Below are 19,337 nucleotides of genomic sequence, written 5' to 3'. Positions count from 1 at the left end.
TCTCAGCCCTCCGATCCGGCCTCAGCCGCGGGGGCTTCGGCGCTGTTCTCATTATTACGGGCCTGGTCGCCACGGCGCGGTGCGCCTTCCTGACCACGTCCGCGGCCTCCACGACCGCGCCCACGGCCACGCGGGCCACGAGCAGCAGGAGCCTTGGCCTGCTCGGCGGCAAGCTCCTTGTCGGTCATGTCGCCCTTGTAGATCCACACCTTGACGCCGATGCGTCCGAAAGTGGTGTGGGCTTCGTGAACGCCGAAGTCGATGTTCGCGCGCAGGGTGTGCAGCGGCACACGACCTTCGCGGTAGAACTCGGACCGGCTCATCTCAGCACCGCCGAGGCGGCCGGAGCACTGCACGCGGATGCCCTTGGCACCTGCGCGCTGGGCGCTCTGGATCGACTTGCGCATTGCGCGGCGGAAGGCCACGCGGCTGGCGAGCTGTTCGGCAACGCCCTGGGCGACGAGCTGAGCGTCGACCTCGGGGTTCTTCACCTCAAGGATGTTGAGCTGAATCTGCTTGCCTGTGAGCTTTTCGAGCTGACCGCGGATGCGGTCTGCTTCGGCTCCGCGACGGCCGATGACGATGCCCGGGCGTGCGGTGTGGATGTCGACGCGGACACGGTCACGCGTGCGTTCGATGTTGACCTTCGAGATGCCGGCACGTTCCAGGCCGGTGTTCATCATCTGGCGGATCTTGACATCTTCGAGCACGTAATCGCGGTAGCGCTGCCCCGGCTTGGTCGAGTCAGCGAACCACTTCGACTTGTGATCCGTGGTGATTCCGAGTCGGAATCCATTCGGATTGATCTTCTGGCCCATTAGCGGTTCCCCTTCCGGCTCTTGCGCTGAGGCAGGTCGTCACCGCTGGCCAGGACCACTGTCACGTGGCTGGTGCGCTTCTCAATGCGAAAAGCGCGACCCTGGGCACGCGGACGGAACCGCTTCATGGTCGGCCCCTCGTCCACGAAGGCTTCGGAGATGACCAGTTCGTTCTCGTCGAACGCAACGCCTTCCTCGTCGGCCCGGACACGCGCATTGGCGATGCCGGAGGCCACGAGCTTGTAAATCGGATCTGATGCCGACTGTTCTGCAAACTTCAACACTGCAAGTGCTTCGGTCGCCTGCTGACCACGAATGAGGTCGATGACGCGCCGAGCCTTGCGAGGCGTAACGCGCAGGTACCGCGCCTTAGCCTTGGCTTCCATCGCTTCCTTCTCTCTTCTCTAGGATCGAAAGAGTGCCCCGCCTCAGCGGCGGCGACCCTTGCGATCGTCCTTTTCGTGGCCACGGAACGTCCGTGTCGGTGCGAACTCGCCGAGCTTGTGTCCGACCATCGACTCAGTGATGAAGACGGGGACATGCTTGCGTCCGTCATGTACTGCGATGGTGTGTCCCAGGAAGTCCGGGATGATCATCGAGCGACGAGACCATGTTTTGATGACATTTTTGGTGTTCTTCTCGTTCTGACGAGCCACCTTCTGGAAGAGGTGTTCGTCGACGAAAGGACCCTTTTTGAGGCTACGAGGCATAAGTCAGTACTCCAATCAGCGCTTCTTGCCGGTCCGGCGACGGCGCACGATGTACTTGTCGCTCTCTTTGTTCGGCCGGCGTGTGCGGCCCTCCAACTGACCCCACGGGCTGACTGGGTGACGACCACCCGAAGTACGGCCCTCGCCACCACCATGCGGGTGGTCGATCGGGTTCATCACGACACCGCGGACGGTCGGGCGCTTGCCCTTCCAACGCATGCGGCCTGCTTTGCCCCAGCTGATGTTCGACTGCTCGGCATTGCCGACCTCGCCGATCGTCGCACGGCAGCGCGCATCGACGTTGCGGATCTCGCCCGAAGGCATCCGCAGCTGTGCGAAACGGCCGTACTTCGCCACGAGCTGCACGGACGAACCGGCAGAACGAGCGATCTTGGCACCGCCGCCGGGACGCATTTCAACTGCGTGCACCACGGTGCCGACTGGGATGTTGCGCAGGGCAAGGTTGTTGCCCGGCTTGATGTCTGCACCCGGACCGGCTTCCACCTGTGCGCCCTGCTTGAGGTTCTGCGGGGCGATGATGTAGCGCTTCTCTCCGTCTGCATAGTGCAGCAGAGCGATGCGAGCCGTACGGTTCGGGTCATATTCGATGTGTGCGACCTTCGCCGGAACGCCATCTTTGTCATGGCGGCGGAAGTCGATGACACGGTACTGACGCTTGTGACCGCCACCCTGATGGCGGGTGGTCACGCGTCCCTGGCTGTTGCGGCCGCCGCGCTTGGGCAGCGGGCGCAGAAGCGACTTCTCCGGTGTAGACCGGGTCACTTCGACGAAGTCGGCGACCGACGAGCCACGGCGGCCCGGGGTCGTCGGCTTGTGCTTACGGATTCCCATGAGTCTTGTCCTTCTTTGACGAAGGATCGCTTAGAGCGATCCACCGAAGATGTCGATCGATCCGTCCTTGAGGGCGACAATGGCACGCTTGGTGTCCTTGCGCTTTCCCCAACCGGTGCGGGTGCGGCGGCGCTTGCCCTGACGGTTCAGGGTGTTGACCTTGGCGACCTGCACATCGAAGATCGTTTCAATGGCTTGCTTGATCTCGGTTTTGTTCGAGTCCTGGTCGACGAGGAAGGTGTACTTGCCTTCGTCCATCAGGCTGTAGGTCTTCTCCGAGACGACCGGTGCGACGATGATGTCGCGCGGGTCCTTGAAGTTCAGACTCATGATGCGTCCTCCGATTTGCGGTTTCCGCTCAGGAACGCGGCCAGAGCTGCCTCGGTGAACACGATGTCGTCGGCAAGCAGCACATCATAGGTGTTGAGCTGATCGGCGGTGAGCACGTGGACATGGGGCAGATTGCGCACGCTCAGGTAGGTGAGCTCGTCGTCACGCTCGAGCACCACGAGGGTGTTCTTGCGTTCGGACAGACCGGCCAGTGCGGCCTTCGCCTGCTTGGTCGACGGTGCGTCGCCGGTGACCAGGTTCTTCATCACGAAGACCTGATCGAGGCGTGCACGATCAGACAGGGCTCCGCGCAGAGCGGCGGCCTTCATCTTCTTGGGGGTCCGCTGCGAGTAATCGCGCGGGACCGGTCCGTGCACGATTCCACCGCCGTTGTACTGAGGAGCGCGGATCGAACCCTGACGGGCGTTGCCGGTTCCCTTCTGACGGTAGGGCTTGCGACCTCCACCGCGAACTTCGGAGCGGGTCTTCGTCTTGTGCGTACCCTGACGGGCCGCAGCCAGCTGTGCAACGACGACCTGGTGGATCAGGGGCACATTGGTCGGCACGCCGAAGACCTCGGCGGGCAGATCAACGGAGCCGGCCTTGGCACCAGCGGCATCGATGACGTCGACTGTCTTTACATCAGTCATGACGTTCAGGCCTCCTTCGCGGCCGAGCGAACGAGGACGACTCCACCCTTGGGGCCGGGAACGGCGCCCTTGATGAGCAGGAAGTTGTTCTCGTTGTCCACGGCGTGGATCGTGAGGTTCTGGGTGGTGTGCTTGACAGCGCCCATACGGCCGGCCATGCGCATACCCTTGAACACGCGACCAGGTGTCGCGGCTCCGCCGATCGAACCTGGCTTGCGGTGGTTGCGGTGCTGACCGTGGGAGGCACCGACACCGGAGAAGCCGTGACGCTTCATGACACCGGCGGTTCCCTTGCCCTTGGTCTTCGCGGTCACATCAACCTTGAGTCCGGCTTCGAACGTGTCGACGCCGAGTTCCTGGCCGAGCGCGTAGTCAGCAGCATCTGCAGTGCGCAGCTCGACGAGGTGACGGCGTGGGGTCACACCCGCCTTCTCGAAGTGGCCTGCAGTCGGCTTGTTGACCTTGCGAGGATCGATCTCGCCGAACGCGATCTGCACAGCGGGGTAACCATCGGTTTCCTCGTTGCGGACCTGGGTTACGACGTTGTTACCGGTGGCCACCACGGTCACCGGCACGAGGTTGTTCTGCTCATCCCAGACCTGGGTCATGCCCAGCTTGGTTCCCAGAAGGCCTTTGACCTTGCGAGTGGTCGGGAGAGCGGATGAACGAGTGTTCGCCATTGCTGCCTCCCTTAGAGCTTGATCTCGATGTTGACGTCGTCAGCGAGGTCGAGACGCATCAGCGAGTCGACTGCCTTCGGCGTCGGGTCGACGATGTCGATCAGACGCTTGTGCGTGCGCATTTCGAAATGCTCACGGCTGTCCTTGTATTTGTGCGGCGAACGGATGACGCAGTAAACGTTCTTCTCCGTTGGCAACGGCACGGGGCCCACAACAGTCGCACCTGCGCGAGTGACGGTGTCCACGATCTTGCGTGCAGCACTGTCAATCACAGCGTGGTCGTACGACTTGAGCCGAATGCGGATCTTCTGTCCCGCCATGGCGTCGTCTCTTTCTTTAGTTGCTTCCGGCCATCAACTCGCAGAGCGTCGGAGACTCTCTGCCGTCTGTGCCGGCTGACCATGACCGACCCCCGAGGTCGGGCGTGTCGGCTGATCCTGGCGGAGAAATTCTCACTTCTCTCCCAGCGCCGACGGCGCTTCTACTCATTGGCTGCTCGGTCCGAACCCGCATGATGCAGATTCATCGATCCGATAGTGTTTCAGGCTGTTCGCGGTATCACTACCGCAGTGCAGGGGTCAACGCCCAAAACGCAACTTCACTATCTTGTCATAGAGCACTTCACCCGCGCAATTCCGTGAACGGTGCCTGTGAGGGAACTCTCAAGGACGGCGCGAACCCGATTCATGCCGGCCCTCAATCAGACGGCCCAGCGCAACTCCCCCAAACAGCATCATCTGACCGGTTGTCGGCAAGTGCGTCCCGAACATGCGGAAGGGCCGCAGCTCCGAAGAACTGCGGCCCTAGCCGGTGGTACTCAGTGAGTCAGATCAGGCGTTGATCTTGGTGACTCGACCGGCGCCGACGGTGCGTCCACCCTCGCGGATAGCGAAGCGGAGGCCGTCCTCCATAGCGATCGGCTGGATGAGCTCGACCGACATGTCGGTGTTGTCGCCGGGCATGACCATCTCGGTGCCCTCAGGCAGCGTGATGACACCGGTGACGTCGGTGGTCCGGAAGTAGAACTGCGGACGGTAGTTCGAGTAGAACGGGTTGTGACGTCCGCCCTCGTCCTTGCTCAGGATGTAGACCTGAGCTTCGAACTTGGTGTGCGGGGTGATCGAACCCGGCTTCACGATGACCTGACCGCGCTCCACGTCTTCGCGCTTGGTGCCGCGCAGAAGCAGACCGACGTTCTCACCTGCACGGGCATCCGGCAGGGTCTTGCGGAACATCTCGATGGCGGTGACGGTCGTCTTGGACGACTTCTCCTTGATGCCGACGATTTCGATTTCGTCGTTCGGCAGGAGGACGCCGCGCTCGACACGACCGGTGACGACGGTTCCACGACCGGTGATCGTGAAGACGTCCTCGACGGGCATGAGGAACGGCTTGTCGACATCGCGCTCCGGCTCGGGAACGTTCTCGTCGACGGCTGCCATGAGTTCCTGAACGCTCTTGACCCACTTCTCGTCGCCTTCCAGCGCCTTGAGAGCGGACACCGGAACGACAGGAGCGTTGTCTCCGTCGAATTCCTGGCTGGAGAGCAGATCGCGAACCTCGAATTCGACGAGCTCGAGGAGCTCTTCGTCATCGACCATGTCAGCCTTGTTCAGCGCGCACACGATGTAGGGAACACCGACCTGACGCGCGAGCAGCACGTGCTCACGAGTCTGGGGCATCGGGCCGTCAGTGGCGGCGACGACGAGGATCGCACCGTCCATCTGAGCGGCACCGGTGATCATGTTCTTCACGTAGTCGGCGTGACCCGGGGCATCGACGTGAGCGTAGTGACGCTTCTCCGTCTGGTACTCAACGTGCGAGACGTTGATCGTGATGCCGCGCTCCTTCTCCTCAGGTGCGTTGTCGACCTGGTCGAAGGCGCGTGCCTCGTTGAGATCCGGGTACTGATCCGCCAGGACCTTGGTGATCGCGGCGGTCAGGGTGGTCTTTCCGTGGTCAACGTGGCCGATGGTGCCGATGTTGACGTGCGGCTTAGTCCGTTCGAAACTAGCCTTTGCCACTGGGTTCCTCCTCGTGGTTGTCAAAAGATATGCGGTTCATATCTTAGACCTTTTGTTGGTTATCTTTCATTCCGGCGACCATGTTCTTGATCACCGGGGCGACCGGAATTCGGAGATTACTCTCCGCCGCGCACCTTCTGGATGATCTCCTCGGCAACAGCCTTCGGGACCTCCGCATAGCTGGAGAACGTCATCGAGTACACCGCACGGCCCTGGGTCTTCGACCGCAGATCACCGATGTAACCGAACATCTCCGAGAGCGGGACCACAGCCTTGACGACCTTCACACCGGAAGCATCGTCCATCGACTGAATCTGTCCACGCCGGGAATTCAGGTCGCCGATGACGTCACCCATGTATTCCTCAGGGGTACGCACCTCGACGTCCATGACCGGTTCGAGAAGAACCGGGTTCGCCCGCTGGACGGCCTCCTTGAAGACCATCGAACCGGCGATCTTGAATGCCATCTCCGAAGAGTCGACATCGTGGTAGGCGCCGTCGACCAGAGTGGCCTTGACACCCACCATGGGGTAACCGGCGAGGGCACCGAACTGCATGGCGTCCTGGATGCCGGCGTCGACGCTCGGAATGTACTCGCGCGGAACGCGTCCGCCCGTGATGGCATTCTCGAACTCGTAAATCGTATCGCCTTCGACCTCGAGGGGCTCGAAGGTGACCTGGACCTTCGCGAACTGTCCCGATCCACCCGTCTGCTTCTTGTGGGTGTAATCGTACTTCTCGACAGTGCGGCGGATGGTCTCACGGTAGGCGACCTGCGGCTTGCCGACGTTCGCCTCGACCTTGAACTCGCGACGCATGCGGTCGACGAGGATGTCGAGGTGCAGCTCGCCCATTCCGCGGATGACGGTCTGGCCGGTCTCGTCGTCAAGCTCGACCTGGTAGGTCGGGTCTTCCTTGACGAACTTCTGGATGGCCGAGGACAGCTTCTCCTGGTCGCCCTTGGTCTTCGGCTCGATGGCCACGGAGATCACAGGCTCCGGGAAGGTCATCGATTCGAGAGCGATCGGGTTCGCCGGGTCGCTGAGGGTGTCACCCGTCGTGGTCTCCTTGAGACCGATGAAGGCGTAGATGTGGCCGGCGAATGCCTCTTCGACAGGGTTCTCCTTGTTGGAGTGCATCTGGAAGAGCTTGCCGACGCGCTCCTTCTTACCCGACGAGGTGTTGAGCACCTGCTCACCGGACTTGACGTGACCGGAGTACACGCGCACATAGGTCAGCGAGCCGAAGAACGGGTGGGAGGCGACCTTGAAGGCCAGAGCCGAGAACGGCTCGTCCGTCGAAGGCTTGCGGGTCAGTTCCTCTTCGTCGTTGTTCGGGTTGTGACCGATCATCGGAGGCACGTCGAGCGGCGACGGGAGGTAGTCGATGACCGCGTTGAGCATGGGCTGCACGCCCTTGTTCTTGTACGCGGAACCGCACATGACGGGGAAGGCCTCGGACTTGATGACGAGTTCGCGGATACCGGCCTTGACGTCAGCCGTCGTGAGCTCTTCGCCCTCGAGGTACTTCTCCATGAGCTCTTCCGAGCTCTCGGCGACGTCCTCGACGAGCTGCGCACGGTACTGAACAGCCTTGTCCTTGAGATCCTCGGGGATCTCGACCTCGGTCATGTCCTGACCCATCTTGGTCTCATCGGGCCAGACGTAGGCCTTCATCTCAAGCAGGTCGACGACACCGGCGAAGTCGCTTTCGGCACCGATCGGCAGCTGGATGACCAGCGGCTTCGCGCCGAGGCGCTCCTTGATGGTGTCGACGGTGAAGTAGAAGTCAGCACCGAGCTTGTCCATCTTGTTGACGAAGCAGACGCGCGGAACATCGTACTTGTCGGCCTGACGCCACACGGTCTCGGACTGGGGCTCAACGCCCTCCTTGCCGTCGAACACAGCGACAGCGCCGTCGAGGACGCGCAGCGAACGCTCGACCTCGACCGTGAAGTCAACGTGACCGGGGGTGTCGATGATGTTGATCTGGTTGTTGTCCCAGTAGCAGGTCGTCGCGGCCGACGTGATCGTGATGCCGCGCTCCTTCTCCTGGTCCATCCAGTCCATGGTGCCGGCGCCGTCGTGGGTCTCACCCATCTTGTAGTTCACGCCGGTGTAGAAGAGGATGCGTTCGGTCGTAGTTGTCTTACCGGCATCGATGTGGGCCATGATGCCGATATTACGGACCTTGTTCAGGTCGCTGAGCACGTCAAGTGCCACGGTGTCTCTCTCTCAATCGATGATTTGCTCGACTCCCCTGCGCTGCCGGCCGACAGAACTCGCGGACAAGGTCCGCCGACCGGCGCACAGGGCAGGCGATTACCAGCGGTAGTGGGCGAAGGCCTTGTTGGATTCGGCCATCTTGTGAGTATCCTCGCGGCGCTTGACTGCTGCGCCGAGGCCGTTGCCGGCGTCCAGGATCTCATTCATGAGTCGTTCGGTCATGGTCTTCTCACGGCGCTGGCGGGAGTATCCCACGAGCCACCGCAGAGCCAGGGTGGTCGAACGAGCCGGGCGAACATCAATCGGCACCTGGTAGGTCGCGCCGCCGACACGGCGGGAGCGGACCTCGAGGGACGGACGGATGTTGTCGAGAGCCTTCTTCAGGTTGACAACGGGGTCGTTGCCGTTCTTCTCGCGGGTGCCTTCGAGGGCACCGTAGACGATCCGCTCTGCGGTCGAGCGCTTGCCGTCGAGCAGGATCTTGTTGATCAGCTGCGTGACGAGCGGTGAGCTGAAGACCGGGTCAACGACGATCGGTCGCTTGGGTGCAGGACCTTTACGTGGCATTACTTCTTCTCCCTCTTCGCACCGTACTTGCTGCGGGCCTGCTGGCGACCCTTGACACCCTGGGTGTCGAGCGAACCGCGGACGATCCGGTAGCGAACACCGGGCAGATCCTTGACGCGGCCACCGCGCACGAGCACGATCGAGTGCTCCTGCAGGTTGTGTCCCTCGCCCGGGATGTATGCGGTCACTTCGATCTGGCTCGAAAGCTTGACACGAGCGACCTTGCGAAGAGCCGAGTTCGGCTTCTTGGGGGTAGTGGTGTACACACGGGTGCACACTCCACGACGCTGCGGGCTGCCCTTGAGGGCAGGAGCGTCCGATCCTGCTGTATTGACATGCCGTCCCTTGCGGACGAGCTGTTGGATAGTCGGCACTAAGCGTTCTCCATTTGCTTCTCGATAGACCTAATTCCCAATTTCGGCCACGACCGCAGTCGTCTCTGTGAACCGTGGGACATATCCGACCGGACACCGGGTGAAGCTTGGCTCCCGATGCCAGTAACCACGCGAGTCATCGACCCCTGCGTCCGGGTGTGTCGCAAGGACACGGAAGCGCAGCGACGACTTCTCGGCGGCCTGCAGCGACGACTTCTCTCAAGGATTCCGGGCCTCACAGAACACCCGGCAGGATCGATCGACGACGCAGATAACACAATCAGTCGCCTACCAGAATATCTCTCTCGAGCACGTCTGGTCAAAATGGCGATCATCCATCCTACCCCGCCCCGCCGCGGAAATCACGCAGCGCATCGCTCGCCCTGAGGACCACGCCTCTCACCTCGAACGACGCCGAACAACCACATGACCCTCAACTGCAAGCGAACCGCACCACCCGGTCACCGGCACCCACAGCGCGACCCGCCGGCCGCCTCGGCGAGAACCTGCCATCACTTTCCTTGACTCGTTCAAGATAAGCTGGCATTCTGGTGCTGTGAACAAGACGAAGCATGAACACGACGAAGACGCTGCCGCGGCTCTGCGGCAGACGTCGCTGCGTGTGACGAAACAGCGGGTCGCAGTCCTCGATGCCGTGCGGGATCACCCGCATACGGATACCGAAACCGTGATCCGCTCGGTGCGGGAATCGCTGCCGGCGGTCTCCCACCAGGCTGTCTATGACTCGCTCCGCACTCTCACCGAGGTAGGGCTGCTGCGCTGCATCAAGCCTTCAGGCTCTGTGGCTCGGTACGAACGCCGCATCGGGGACAATCACCATCACCTGGTGTGCCGGTCATGCAGTCTCATCGTCGATGTCGACTGCACGATCGGTCAGGCTCCGTGCCTGACGCCGTCCCACGATGCCGGCTTCGTCATCGATCAGGCCGAAGTGACATTCTGGGGCCTGTGCCCCGACTGCGCGGCCGCCGGTGCTCAGCTGACCGGCGACGATCAGTTCTCGGCCGTGTGACCCCGGCTTCCGTTCATCACCACCCGCCCTCTTCCGAGGACACGACTATGCCCTTTCTGCGAGGGTTGCCCATCCCGTCATCCGAGTCGTCGAACGCGACTCGACTGTGAAAGGAACACGATGACCCAGATGACCACCGGCGGCTGCCCGGTCGCCCACACTTCCACGGCGCCGGCTGCGGCGCCGGATTCGGACCAGCTGGTCAACCCCGTCCAGGGCGATGCCAACGCTCAGTGGTGGCCCAACCGCCTCAACCTCAAGATCCTCGCCAAGGGACAGCCGGCACGCGACCCCATGGATCCTGACTTCGACTACGACGCGGAGTTCAACAGCCTTGACTACTACCAGCTCAAGGCCGACATCGAAACCCTGCAGAAGGACAACCAGGACTGGTGGTCCGCTGATTTCGGACACTATGGTCCGTTCATGATCCGCATGGCCTGGCACTCGGCCGGCACCTACCGCGTTCAGGACGGCCGCGGAGGCGGCGGCGAGGGTCAGCAGCGCTTCGCACCTCTGAACTCCTGGCCCGACAACGTTTCGCTCGACAAGGCTCGCCGTCTGCTGTGGCCGGTGAAGAAGAAGTACGGCAAGAAGATCTCCTGGGCAGACCTCTTCATCCTCGCCGGCAACGTCGCGCTCGAATCGATGGGCTTCAAGACCTTCGGCTTCGCCGGCGGCCGCAAGGACGTCTGGGAACCCGACAACGATGTGTACTGGGGCTCCGAGACCGAATGGCTGGGCACCGACAAGCGCTACGTGGGCAACCGTGAGCTGCAGAAGCCTCTGGCGGCGACCACCATGGGCCTCATCTACGTCAACCCCGAGGGCCCGGAGGGCGAACCCGATCCGGTCAAGGCCGCGATCGACATCCGCGAGACCTTCGGACGCATGGCTATGAACGACGAGGAGACCGTCGCCCTCATCGCCGGCGGACACACCTTCGGCAAGACGCACGGTGCCGGTCCTGAATCGCACAAAGGTGCCGACCCGGAAGCCGCTCCGCTCGAAGCGCAGGGTCTGGGCTGGAAGTCCGATTTCGGCACGGGGCAGGGCAACGACTCCATCGGCTCGGGCATCGAGGTCACGTGGACCTACCACCCGACTCGCTGGGACAACGAGTTCTTCCACATTCTCTTCGCCTACGAGTGGGAGGTCTTCGAGAACGAAGGCGGACACCTGCAGTGGCGTCCCAAGGACGGCGGCGGGGACGATATGGTCCCCATGGCCCAGGGCGACGGACGTCGCGAGCCCCGTATGCTCACGACCGACCTGTCGCTGCGCTTCGACCCGGCGTACGAGAAGATCTCGCGCCGCTTCAAGGACGACCAGAAGGCGTTCGAAGATGCTTTCGCTCGCGCCTGGTTCAAGCTCACCCACCGCGATATGGGCCCGGCGACCCGTTACCTCGGCCCCGAAGCTCCGAGCGAAGAGCTCATCTGGCAGGACCCGGTTCCGGCCGGCACCCCGCTTGATGACGCCGGCCTCGAAGCCGTCAAGGCAGCCGTCCGCGAGTCCGGGCTGACCGTCTCGCAGCTCGTGTCGACGACATGGGCCGCGGCCTCGTCACACCGCGTCTCGGACATGCGCGGCGGCGTCAACGGAGGTCGCCTCCGTCTCGAACCGCAGCGCAGCTGGGAGGCCAATGAGCCCGCCAAGCTCGCCGAGGTGCTCCCCGCGCTCGAGGGCATCGCCGAGTCCACCGGCGCATCGTTTGCCGATGTGCTGGCGATCGCCGGCGCCGTCGGTGTCGAGATCGCTGCCGCGGCGGCCGGTCACTCGATCACGGTTCCGGTCTCCACCGGTCGCGGCGACGCCACCCAGGAACAGACCGATGTCGACTCGTTCAGCTACCTCGAGCCGACCCACGACGGTTTCCGCAACTACCTCACCGAGGGACTTCCGCTCAAGGCCGAGTACCTTCTGCTCGACAAGGCCAGCCTGCTGGGTCTGACCCCGCCGGAGCTCACGGTCCTCATCGGCGGGCTCCGCGTCCTCGGTGCGAACTACGAAGATTCCGAGCTCGGTGTCTTCACCGATCGCCCCGGCGAGCTGACGAACGACTTCTTCGTCAATCTGCTCGACCTCGGCAACGTCTGGAAGCCCGTCGGACCGTCAGAGACGGCCAATGTCTACGAGTGCTTCTCCCCCGAGGGCGAGAAGCTGTGGACCGGCAGCCGGATCGACCTCCTGTTCGGAGCGAACTCCGAACTGCGTGCGATCGCCGAAGTCTACGGCTCGGATGACGCGAATGAGAAGTTCGTCGCCGACTTCGTCAAGGCCTGGACGAAGCTCGTCGAAGCCGACCGCTTCGACCTCAAGCGCTGATCCGGCGTCAGTCACCGAGGTGACCGACGCGTCAGCATGACGATGCCCCCACCGATCGGTGGGGGCATCGTCTTTGCTTCGCCGATATCAGGCGGCGTTCACTCGTCCCGGTTGAGGACGGCGAATCCGGTGAAGATCCGGTCGAAGTGAGTCACGGCTGCGTTCTCGATCGTTGTCTCGTCGGTGCCCGCCGAGGTGGTGCCAGCGCTTGCGTCCGATCCGTCGGCGTCAGAGGCGCTGCCGTCCGAGCTGGTTCCGTCGGAGCTGGATCCGTCGGAGGAGCTCCCGGAGTCGGCGCTGCCGCTCTGATTTCCCTGCATTCCGTTGGACTGTCCGCCGGGCATACCTCCGCCGTTGGACTGTCCTCCGGGCATTCCGTCGCCATTCGGCTGTCCGCCGCCGTCCTGAGCACCGCCCTGTTGGCCGCCCATTCCGCCGGGTCCGTTCTGGCCTCCCGGCCCCTGACTCGTCCCCGAATCTTTCGACGCCATGGCCGCCGATGCACCGATCGCTCCTCCGGCGAGACCGCCGACGACGAAGAGAGCCGATCCGGCGAGCACTGCGGGGATGAGCGGGACGCGTCGCTTCTGCTTGCGTGGTTCCTCGGAGCCGCCGGACTGGGCGATCGGAGCGGTTCGGTGGTAGGGGTTCACCCACGGCCGCTGTCCCTCCGGGCTCACGGCCTGCGGATCGGGTGCCGAGCGAGTGGTCTGATCGACCCGTTCGTTCGCACGGCCCTGGTCGGACGGCTGCGACTGCGTCGCCCAGTTGGGTCCGGCATGAGGTCCTGCCGTGCCCTGCGCTTCGATCCTGCGGGTGCTGTCCGCGGCGTTCGAGCCCGACGCTGTGTTCTCCGCGTGGTTGCGGTCCAGATTAGGGTTCTGGTCGGGGTTCTGGTTCTCGGTCATGGAATCTCCTCTGGTTGTCGGTGATTCCACTCTCCGCAAACTCGCTGTAGCCCCTCCCAGTCGTGCCTGTGGCCAACCTGTGCGACTCGCCTCAGGCGGCAGGCAGGCGCAGCTCGAAGCTCGTACCAGCGTCCGTGCTCGACATCGAGATGCCGCCGCGCATGAGTTCGACGAGTCCCGCGGCGATCGACAGTCCCAGCCCCGAGGAACCTCCCTTGGCTCCGTCCTGCCGTGCCCGCGAAGGGTCTCCACGCACGAAACGGTCGAAGACCCGGTCCCGGATCTCGGGCGGAATGCCCCCACCGTCGTCGCTGATGCGGATCGCCACGACATCGCTGGGCAACTGTCCGGAGACCGGCTTCCGGGCCGCCAGTGCCTCGACGTGCACCCTGGTCCCCGGGGGCGTGTGCACGCAGGCGTTCGTGAGCACGATCGACACGACCCGGCGGACCTGATCAGCCGCTCCGCGCACCTCGAGGGCCTCCGGGGGGACATCGAGGGAGATCGCGTGGTCGGGATTGACCACATGGGCGTCCTCGACGAGTTCGACGAGCAGGGAAGAGACGTCGACGGTGTCCTCCCTCGTCGGCTGGCGGCCGGCTTCGAGCCGGGCGAGGAGAAGGAGATCATCGACGAGGGAGGACATCCGCATCGCTCCGGAATCGATCTTGCCCAAGGAGGTGGTCACCTCGGCGGGCAGATCATCACGGTACGGACGGGTAAGGTCGGCCCAACCGCGGATCGTCGCGATCGGAGTGCGCAGCTCATGGGAGGCGTCGGCGACGAAGCGGCGCATCTGCTCCGTGCCGCGGTAGCGCTCCTCGAGGGCGGAGCCGACGTGGTCGAGCATCCGGTTGACCGAAGCTCCCACATCACCGACCTCCGTGCCCGGCACCGCGAGGTCGGCGGGAACCCGCAGGGCGAGCTCGGGTTTGCCTGCGCTCAGCTCGAGGTCGGTGACCTCCCTGGCTGTGCGGGCGACGTCGCGCAGGTCCCGCAGCTGGCGGTGGATGATCACGGCCATGAGCGCGGCCGTGGCGATGACGCCGATGAGGACCACGAACGCGGTCGTCCAGGCAGTGCGCTCGAGCGCGGAATCGACACTGCCCTGCGGGACACCGTAGACGGTGGTGGTTCCGCCGTCGTGGAAGGCCACGACCCGGTAGGCGCCGAACCCCGGCACCCGCACAGACTCATGGGCGGACTCAGTGCCCTCGGGCTCGACTTCGAGCAAGGCGTCGATCGCTTCTGCGGACAGCGCGCGCGGACGGGCAAGCCCCGCCTCGGCGATGAGCCCCTCTCCCCCACCGCCGGAATCGACGACGACGAGAGCACCATCGCCGACCCCTGGCTGGAAGAGATAGCGCAGAGCCGAATCGACCGCCGCGGCCGAGTCGTCGCCCCCACCGGAGGTGCCCGGATTGCCGCTCGTCCCGGGGCCCGCACCGGGGCCGTCTCCCGAACGTGCATGCGAGGTCATCGATGTCAGCTGGGAGTCGAGGTCGGCCATCAGCGAACCGCGCACGCTCAGCCAGGAGGCGGTGCCGATTCCGGCGCCGACGAGGAGGAGGACGAGTCCGGCGAGGACGATGAGCCTCGTCTGCAGCCGCCAGCGGCGCAGAGTCACGGTTCCGCCCGCATGATGTAGCCGGCCCCGCGCTTGGTGTGGAAGAGGTTCGGCAGGTCGGGGAACGGGGTGTCGATCTTCTTCCGCAGGTAAGAGACGTAGAGTTCGACGATGTTGCCGTTGCCGCCGAAGTCGTAGTCCCACACGCGATCAAGGATCTGAGCTTTCGACAGCACCACCCGCGGGTTGCGCATAAACAGCAGCAGCACCTCGTATTCGCGAGCCGTCAGCTCGATCGGATGGCCGGAGCGGGTGACCTCGTGGGAGCGTTCGTCGAGTTCGAGGTCACCCACGCGCAGCACATCATCCTCGTCGACCGGGCCGTTCGAGACCCCCCGGCGCAGGCGCACCTCGATTCGGGCGATGACCTCATCGAGGTTGAACGGCTTCGTCACGTAGTCGTCCCCGCCCAGCCGCAGACCCGTCAGCCGGTCGTCGACCTCGTCTCTGGCAGAGAGGAATACCACCGGAGTCTCGATGCCCTCGGCTCGGATCTTCTCGATCACGGCGAACCCGTCGAGGTCGGGCAGCATGACGTCGAGGACGATCGCGTCGAAGCGTTCGCTTCTGGCCAGCGCCACGGCCTCGCGGCCGGTGCCGACTCCCTCGGCTTCCCAACCTCTGACGTGGCAGGCCATGACGAGGAGCTCGGAGAGATTCGCTTCGTCGTCGACGATGAGGATGCGCGCCGGCGGATCTGCTGTCGGGTTCATAGCTCGATTATCCCCTCAACCCGCACTGAGATCGTAGAGCGAAACGGAGTCGACGGTCGTCGCCTCGTAATTCGCCTCGACCCAGGCCGCGATCTGGGATGAGGCAGAGTCCGAGCCCCCGCCGGGGCCCTGACCGCCGCCAGAGCCCGATCCGATGTAGTAGTGGATCTTGCCGTCGGCCACGAGTTGTTTGAACTCGGAGAGGGTCGGCGAAGGATCGGTGCCGTTGAACCCGCCGATCGCCATCACCGGCTCTTCGAGCGAGAGCTGGTATCCCGCAGCCTGGTTGGCCCCCGTCGTCGCAGCCACCCACGTGTAGTCCGAGGCATCCTGTTCGAGCAGCTGTGTCAGTTCGTCCGAGGGTTCGGAGGCGCCCAGCAGACCGCCCATTCCGCCGCCGGCGCCTCCGGGCATCCCCCCGGTGCCGCCCGTGCCGGCTTCGGAATTGCGTGTCCCGCCCGGCGTGCCAACGGTCGTGCCATCCGTGCCGCCGGCGCCACCGCCCGGCCTGGCTCCTCCGCCGGGCATTCCGCCACCGCCGGGTCCACCGCCCATGCCCGAGCTCGTGCCGACGATCGTGACGATCGATCCCTGCGCCGTCCCGGCAATCGTGCGCACGGCCAGCTGAGCCGGAATCGCAGCGCTGCCGAGGATGGCCAGTGCGACGAGCACCGAGGCGAGCGCCGTGCCGATCCGCCTGTGCGCGATGACGATGAGGACCAGAGCGCCGAGGATCGAGGCAATGAGCACGCACCAGCGTAGGACGCCCGGGATCCCGGTCATCTGCGAGCTGATGATGAACTGCCAGGCCCCGGTCAGGGCCCAAGCCGCCGCCAGCAGCAGACGCGGGAGGAATCCGTCACGGGCGAGCAGCACCGCGACGCCGAGGCCGATGACGGCGGCGATCGCGGGAATGAGCGCAACCGTGTAGTACTCGTGGACGATCCCGTTCATATTCGACAGCACGAGCCACGTGACGATCAGCCACGCACCCCACATGAGCAGTCCCGCACCGAGGCTGCCAGTGCCGGTTGCGCCGGACGCGCGGACCGCCCGGTCGTCGTCGGTGACGGCATTCGGCTTCCGTGCCCTGCTCGGAGTGCTCCCGACCGTGACGGACCGGTCCGTGCCTGTAGGAACACGGCGACGACGGGCCGCCTCGGCGAGGATAAGGAGAACGATCGTGACGGCCAGCAGGAACAGGGCGGTGGGCAGGAACCACGAGACCTGCTGGCCGAAGCTGCCGGTGAACAGCCGGGTGATGCCCGTTTCGCCCCATCCGCCGCCCTGACCGCCGCCTCCGGCGCCGACCGACCCGGTCTCATTGCCGGTCAGCCGCCCGAACCCGTTGTAGCCGAAGGTGAGTTCGAGGAAGGAGTTCGACTGCGAGCCGCCGATGTAGGGGCGGGAGCCGGCAGGGGTGAGTTCGACGAGGGCGATCCACCAGCCGGCGCTGACGATCATCGACCCGAGCGGGACGAGCAGCCACAGCAGGCGACGGGGCCGGGAGGTGCGGGCGAAGAGCACCCAGGCCACAGCCAGGCCGGGGACGATGAGGAGGACCTGGAACTGTTTGGTCAGGAAGCCCAGCCCGAGGCAGACTCCGGCGAGGACGAGCCAGCCGACTATGCGGCGGGCCGAGCGTCGCCGGTGGGCCTCGGTGAGACTGCGCAGTGCGTGCTGAGTCGCAACGACCGCACCGATCATCAGGGTCACAAGCAGCGCATCCGGATTGTTGAACCGGAACATCAGCGCCACTACCGGGGAGACCGCGAAGATCACGCCGGCGACCAGCGCGGCAGCCTTCTCGAGGCGCGATCCGACGTGGGATCTCAGGCTCAGCCGCACCGAATGGACGATGAGGAGCACACTCACCCCGGCCAGGAGGACCTGGGGCAGGAGCATCGAGAACGAAGAGAAGCCGAAGAGCCGGGCGCTCAGGGCCATCAGCCACAGGGAGGCCGGGGGTTTGTCGACGGTGATCGCGTTCGCCGAGTCGAGGGAGCCGAAGAGGAACGCCTCCCAGTCCTCCGATCCGGCCTGCACAGCCGCTGCATAGAAGGAGTTCGCCCAGCCGTTGGCCGTGAGGTTGGCGAGAAACGCCGCGATCGTGCCGAGTGTGAGAACGGTGAGTGTGATCGGATACCAATGTCGCCTCATGCCGAGCCCTCCTGACGGGTGCGGCATGCGAACACCCACGTGCGCATGAGCACGAACCGGACCACAGTGGCGGCGAGATTCGCCGCCGTCAGCACGGCGAGCGTGCCCACAGTTGCCGACGGTCCGGTGAATCCATCTGCGACGGCCAGACCTGCCGAGGTGAAAGCCAGGCACAGGCCGAAGGCCGCCATGCCCTTCAATTGGGAGGTCAGGCGGCGGTGCGGAGATCTCACTCCGAAGGTGTGGCCTCGGTTGAGGGCCGTGTTCGCGATCGTCGAAAGGAGCAGCGCAAGGATGTTCGCCGCGGATTCCGAGACGAATTGGATGCCGAGGAGAAACAGCACGGCGTAGAGCACGGTGCTGATGATCCCGACGTCGATGAAGTGGAGGATCTGTGCTCCGGTGTTTGGTGCGGGGACTTCGTGACTCGTCCGGATGCGTCCGCCGGTCCGCAGCCGGACGATGCCCTTGATGTCCTTCCACGCCGTGCTGACGACGTCGACGGAGGAGTCAGGGTCATCCGTCCAGTCCGTACCGAACTCGTGGATGCGGTACCCGGCCCACTCGGCGCGGGCGAGCAGCTCAGTGTCGAAGAACCACTCACTGTCCTCGACCTGCGGGAGCAGTTCCTTCGCCGCCCGTGCCGACAGCGCTTTGAATCCGCACTGGGCGTCGCTGAAGCCGACACCGAGGCTGAGCTTGAGCATTCGGTTGTAGCAGCGGGAGATGATCTCGCGTCTGACGCCGCGTTCGATCTCGAGACCCGGCTGCAGGCGCGAGGCGATGGCGACATCAGCCAGTCCCGAACGGATCACCTCGACCATCGGTTCGAGGACTCGGGTGTCGGTGGCGAGATCGACATCTGTGTAGGCAACGATATCCGCCGTCGAGGACTGCCACACCCGGGACAGTGCGCGCCCGCGGCCCTTCTGCTCGAGCCGCACGTATTCGACGTTCGGGTGTTCGGCCGCCAGGGTCGCGGCGATGATGTGAGTCTTATCGGTGCTCGCATTGTCGGCGATGATGATCGTGACCTCGGTGCCTCGGGAGGGTTCGACGGCCAGGAGGGTCTCGATCGAGGCGGCCAGCGAAGCCTCCTCGTTGTAGACCGGGACGACGAGGTCGACGGTCGTGACCGTTCGAAGGGACGGGGCTGCTGGGTGCGCTGCGGGCTGGTTCCCGGCGCTGCTCTCGTATCTCATGGGGACCACATTCGCGTCTCTGCTTAGGCCCACCATCGGTCGCAGCTGTGGCCCGGCTGTGGACGGGACGACACGACACAGTGCCCCGTCCGACCGCCTCGGCGGAAGGCCCGGTCCGGGCGGGTGATTCCCGCTA

The 19,337-nt window shown here is 64.4% G+C and carries 19 protein-coding genes; 2 read left to right on the top strand and 17 right to left on the bottom strand.

Annotated elements, in window-relative coordinates; all coding sequences use genetic code 11:
- Window positions 1–2 precede the first annotated feature (2 nt).
- The 12 genes from rpsC to rpsL all read right to left on the bottom strand — a co-directional run bounded on the left by rpsC (window position 3) and on the right by rpsL (window position 9,230).
- Entirely contained in the window at window positions 3–818 is an 816-nt protein-coding gene (gene rpsC, locus BI49514_RS13090) for a 30S ribosomal protein S3 (protein ID WP_101546944.1), read from the bottom strand.
- On the bottom strand, window positions 818–1,204 hold the full coding sequence (gene rplV, locus BI49514_RS13085) for a 50S ribosomal protein L22 (RefSeq protein WP_025777926.1): 387 nt from the start codon (window positions 1,202–1,204) through the stop codon (window positions 818–820). The genes rpsC and rplV overlap by 1 nt, the downstream gene beginning before the upstream one ends.
- 42 nt (window positions 1,205–1,246) lie before the next feature.
- On the bottom strand, window positions 1,247–1,528 hold the full coding sequence (gene rpsS, locus BI49514_RS13080) for a 30S ribosomal protein S19 (RefSeq protein WP_025777927.1): 282 nt from the start codon (window positions 1,526–1,528) through the stop codon (window positions 1,247–1,249).
- A 15-nt stretch (window positions 1,529–1,543) separates the two neighbouring features.
- Complete coding sequence (gene rplB / locus BI49514_RS13075; protein WP_025777928.1) at window positions 1,544–2,380, bottom strand: 50S ribosomal protein L2; 837 nt, start codon at window positions 2,378–2,380, stop codon at window positions 1,544–1,546.
- A 30-nt stretch (window positions 2,381–2,410) separates the two neighbouring features.
- Window positions 2,411–2,710: a 50S ribosomal protein L23 gene (gene rplW, locus BI49514_RS13070; RefSeq protein ID WP_025777929.1), complete on the bottom strand. Its 300-nt coding sequence runs from the start codon at window positions 2,708–2,710 to the stop codon at window positions 2,411–2,413.
- On the bottom strand, window positions 2,707–3,360 hold the full coding sequence (gene rplD / locus BI49514_RS13065) for a 50S ribosomal protein L4 (RefSeq protein ID WP_101546943.1): 654 nt from the start codon (window positions 3,358–3,360) through the stop codon (window positions 2,707–2,709). Before rplD ends, rplW begins: the two co-directional genes overlap by 4 nt.
- A gap of 5 nt (window positions 3,361–3,365) precedes the next feature.
- Complete coding sequence (rplC, locus tag BI49514_RS13060; protein ID WP_101546942.1) at window positions 3,366–4,040, bottom strand: 50S ribosomal protein L3; 675 nt, start codon at window positions 4,038–4,040, stop codon at window positions 3,366–3,368.
- Window positions 4,041–4,051: 11 nt separating this feature from the next.
- A complete protein-coding gene (rpsJ, locus tag BI49514_RS13055; protein WP_009379191.1) occupies window positions 4,052–4,360 on the bottom strand; it encodes a 30S ribosomal protein S10 in 309 nt (102 codons plus the stop codon).
- A gap of 510 nt (window positions 4,361–4,870) precedes the next feature.
- Window positions 4,871–6,064: an elongation factor Tu gene (gene tuf / locus BI49514_RS13050; RefSeq protein ID WP_101546941.1), complete on the bottom strand. Its 1,194-nt coding sequence runs from the start codon at window positions 6,062–6,064 to the stop codon at window positions 4,871–4,873.
- A gap of 116 nt (window positions 6,065–6,180) precedes the next feature.
- Window positions 6,181–8,286 (bottom strand): elongation factor G, encoded by a 2,106-nt coding sequence (fusA, locus tag BI49514_RS13045; RefSeq protein ID WP_101546940.1) that lies wholly within the window; start codon window positions 8,284–8,286, stop codon window positions 6,181–6,183.
- 99 nt (window positions 8,287–8,385) lie between these two features.
- Window positions 8,386–8,856: a 30S ribosomal protein S7 gene (gene rpsG, locus BI49514_RS13040; protein WP_039206341.1), complete on the bottom strand. Its 471-nt coding sequence runs from the start codon at window positions 8,854–8,856 to the stop codon at window positions 8,386–8,388.
- Window positions 8,856–9,230, bottom strand: a complete 375-nt coding sequence (gene rpsL / locus BI49514_RS13035) for a 30S ribosomal protein S12 (RefSeq protein ID WP_025777935.1) — start codon at window positions 9,228–9,230, stop codon at window positions 8,856–8,858. Before rpsL ends, rpsG begins: the two co-directional genes overlap by 1 nt.
- 556 nt (window positions 9,231–9,786) lie before the next feature.
- Here rpsL and BI49514_RS13030 point away from each other — a divergent pair.
- Both BI49514_RS13030 and katG read left to right on the top strand, forming a co-directional pair.
- Complete coding sequence (locus BI49514_RS13030) at window positions 9,787–10,263, top strand: Fur family transcriptional regulator (RefSeq protein WP_101546939.1); 477 nt, start codon at window positions 9,787–9,789, stop codon at window positions 10,261–10,263.
- A gap of 120 nt (window positions 10,264–10,383) precedes the next feature.
- Window positions 10,384–12,591 (top strand): catalase/peroxidase HPI, encoded by a 2,208-nt coding sequence (katG, locus tag BI49514_RS13025; protein ID WP_101546938.1) that lies wholly within the window; start codon window positions 10,384–10,386, stop codon window positions 12,589–12,591.
- Window positions 12,592–12,689: 98 nt separating this feature from the next.
- Here the strand turns inward: katG and BI49514_RS13020 are convergent, their stop codons facing one another.
- The 5 genes from BI49514_RS13020 to BI49514_RS13000 all read right to left on the bottom strand — a co-directional run bounded on the left by BI49514_RS13020 (window position 12,690) and on the right by BI49514_RS13000 (window position 19,201).
- Entirely contained in the window at window positions 12,690–13,499 is an 810-nt protein-coding gene (locus BI49514_RS13020) for a hypothetical protein (protein WP_101546937.1), read from the bottom strand.
- A 91-nt stretch (window positions 13,500–13,590) separates the two neighbouring features.
- Window positions 13,591–15,126 (bottom strand): sensor histidine kinase, encoded by a 1,536-nt coding sequence (locus BI49514_RS13015; protein ID WP_101546936.1) that lies wholly within the window; start codon window positions 15,124–15,126, stop codon window positions 13,591–13,593.
- On the bottom strand, window positions 15,123–15,839 hold the full coding sequence (locus BI49514_RS13010) for a response regulator transcription factor (RefSeq protein ID WP_101546935.1): 717 nt from the start codon (window positions 15,837–15,839) through the stop codon (window positions 15,123–15,125). The genes BI49514_RS13015 and BI49514_RS13010 overlap by 4 nt, the downstream gene beginning before the upstream one ends.
- Window positions 15,840–15,854: 15 nt before the next feature.
- Window positions 15,855–17,999, bottom strand: coding sequence for an ArnT family glycosyltransferase (locus tag BI49514_RS17085; RefSeq protein ID WP_167443929.1), 2,145 nt, complete (start codon window positions 17,997–17,999; stop codon window positions 15,855–15,857).
- On the bottom strand, window positions 17,996–19,201 hold the full coding sequence (locus BI49514_RS13000) for a glycosyltransferase (protein WP_101546934.1): 1,206 nt from the start codon (window positions 19,199–19,201) through the stop codon (window positions 17,996–17,998). The genes BI49514_RS17085 and BI49514_RS13000 overlap by 4 nt, the downstream gene beginning before the upstream one ends.
- Between the last annotated feature and the right edge of the window lie 136 nt (window positions 19,202–19,337).

It is taken from the genome of Brevibacterium iodinum ATCC 49514, assembly GCF_900169265.1.
GTDB lineage: Bacteria > Actinomycetota > Actinomycetes > Actinomycetales > Brevibacteriaceae > Brevibacterium > Brevibacterium iodinum.
This window is presented reverse-complemented; position numbering and strand designations above follow the sequence as displayed.

Coding starts and splice junctions, on each gene's coding strand:
- rpsC (WP_101546944.1), bottom strand. CDS start 818: ATGGGCCAGAAGATCAATCCGAATGGATTCCGACTCGGAATCACCACG.
- rplV (WP_025777926.1), bottom strand. CDS start 1,204: ATGGAAGCCAAGGCTAAGGCGCGGTACCTGCGCGTTACGCCTCGCAAG.
- rpsS (WP_025777927.1), bottom strand. CDS start 1,528: ATGCCTCGTAGCCTCAAAAAGGGTCCTTTCGTCGACGAACACCTCTTC.
- rplB (WP_025777928.1), bottom strand. CDS start 2,380: ATGGGAATCCGTAAGCACAAGCCGACGACCCCGGGCCGCCGTGGCTCG.
- rplW (WP_025777929.1), bottom strand. CDS start 2,710: ATGAGTCTGAACTTCAAGGACCCGCGCGACATCATCGTCGCACCGGTC.
- rplD (WP_101546943.1), bottom strand. CDS start 3,360: ATGACTGATGTAAAGACAGTCGACGTCATCGATGCCGCTGGTGCCAAG.
- rplC (WP_101546942.1), bottom strand. CDS start 4,040: ATGGCGAACACTCGTTCATCCGCTCTCCCGACCACTCGCAAGGTCAAA.
- rpsJ (WP_009379191.1), bottom strand. CDS start 4,360: ATGGCGGGACAGAAGATCCGCATTCGGCTCAAGTCGTACGACCACGCT.
- rpsG (WP_039206341.1), bottom strand. CDS start 8,856: ATGCCACGTAAAGGTCCTGCACCCAAGCGACCGATCGTCGTTGACCCG.
- katG (WP_101546938.1), top strand. CDS start 10,384: ATGACCCAGATGACCACCGGCGGCTGCCCGGTCGCCCACACTTCCACG.
- BI49514_RS13020 (WP_101546937.1), bottom strand. CDS start 13,499: ATGACCGAGAACCAGAACCCCGACCAGAACCCTAATCTGGACCGCAAC.
- BI49514_RS13010 (WP_101546935.1), bottom strand. CDS start 15,839: ATGAACCCGACAGCAGATCCGCCGGCGCGCATCCTCATCGTCGACGAC.
- BI49514_RS17085 (WP_167443929.1), bottom strand. CDS start 17,999: ATGAGGCGACATTGGTATCCGATCACACTCACCGTTCTCACACTCGGC.
- BI49514_RS13000 (WP_101546934.1), bottom strand. CDS start 19,201: ATGAGATACGAGAGCAGCGCCGGGAACCAGCCCGCAGCGCACCCAGCA.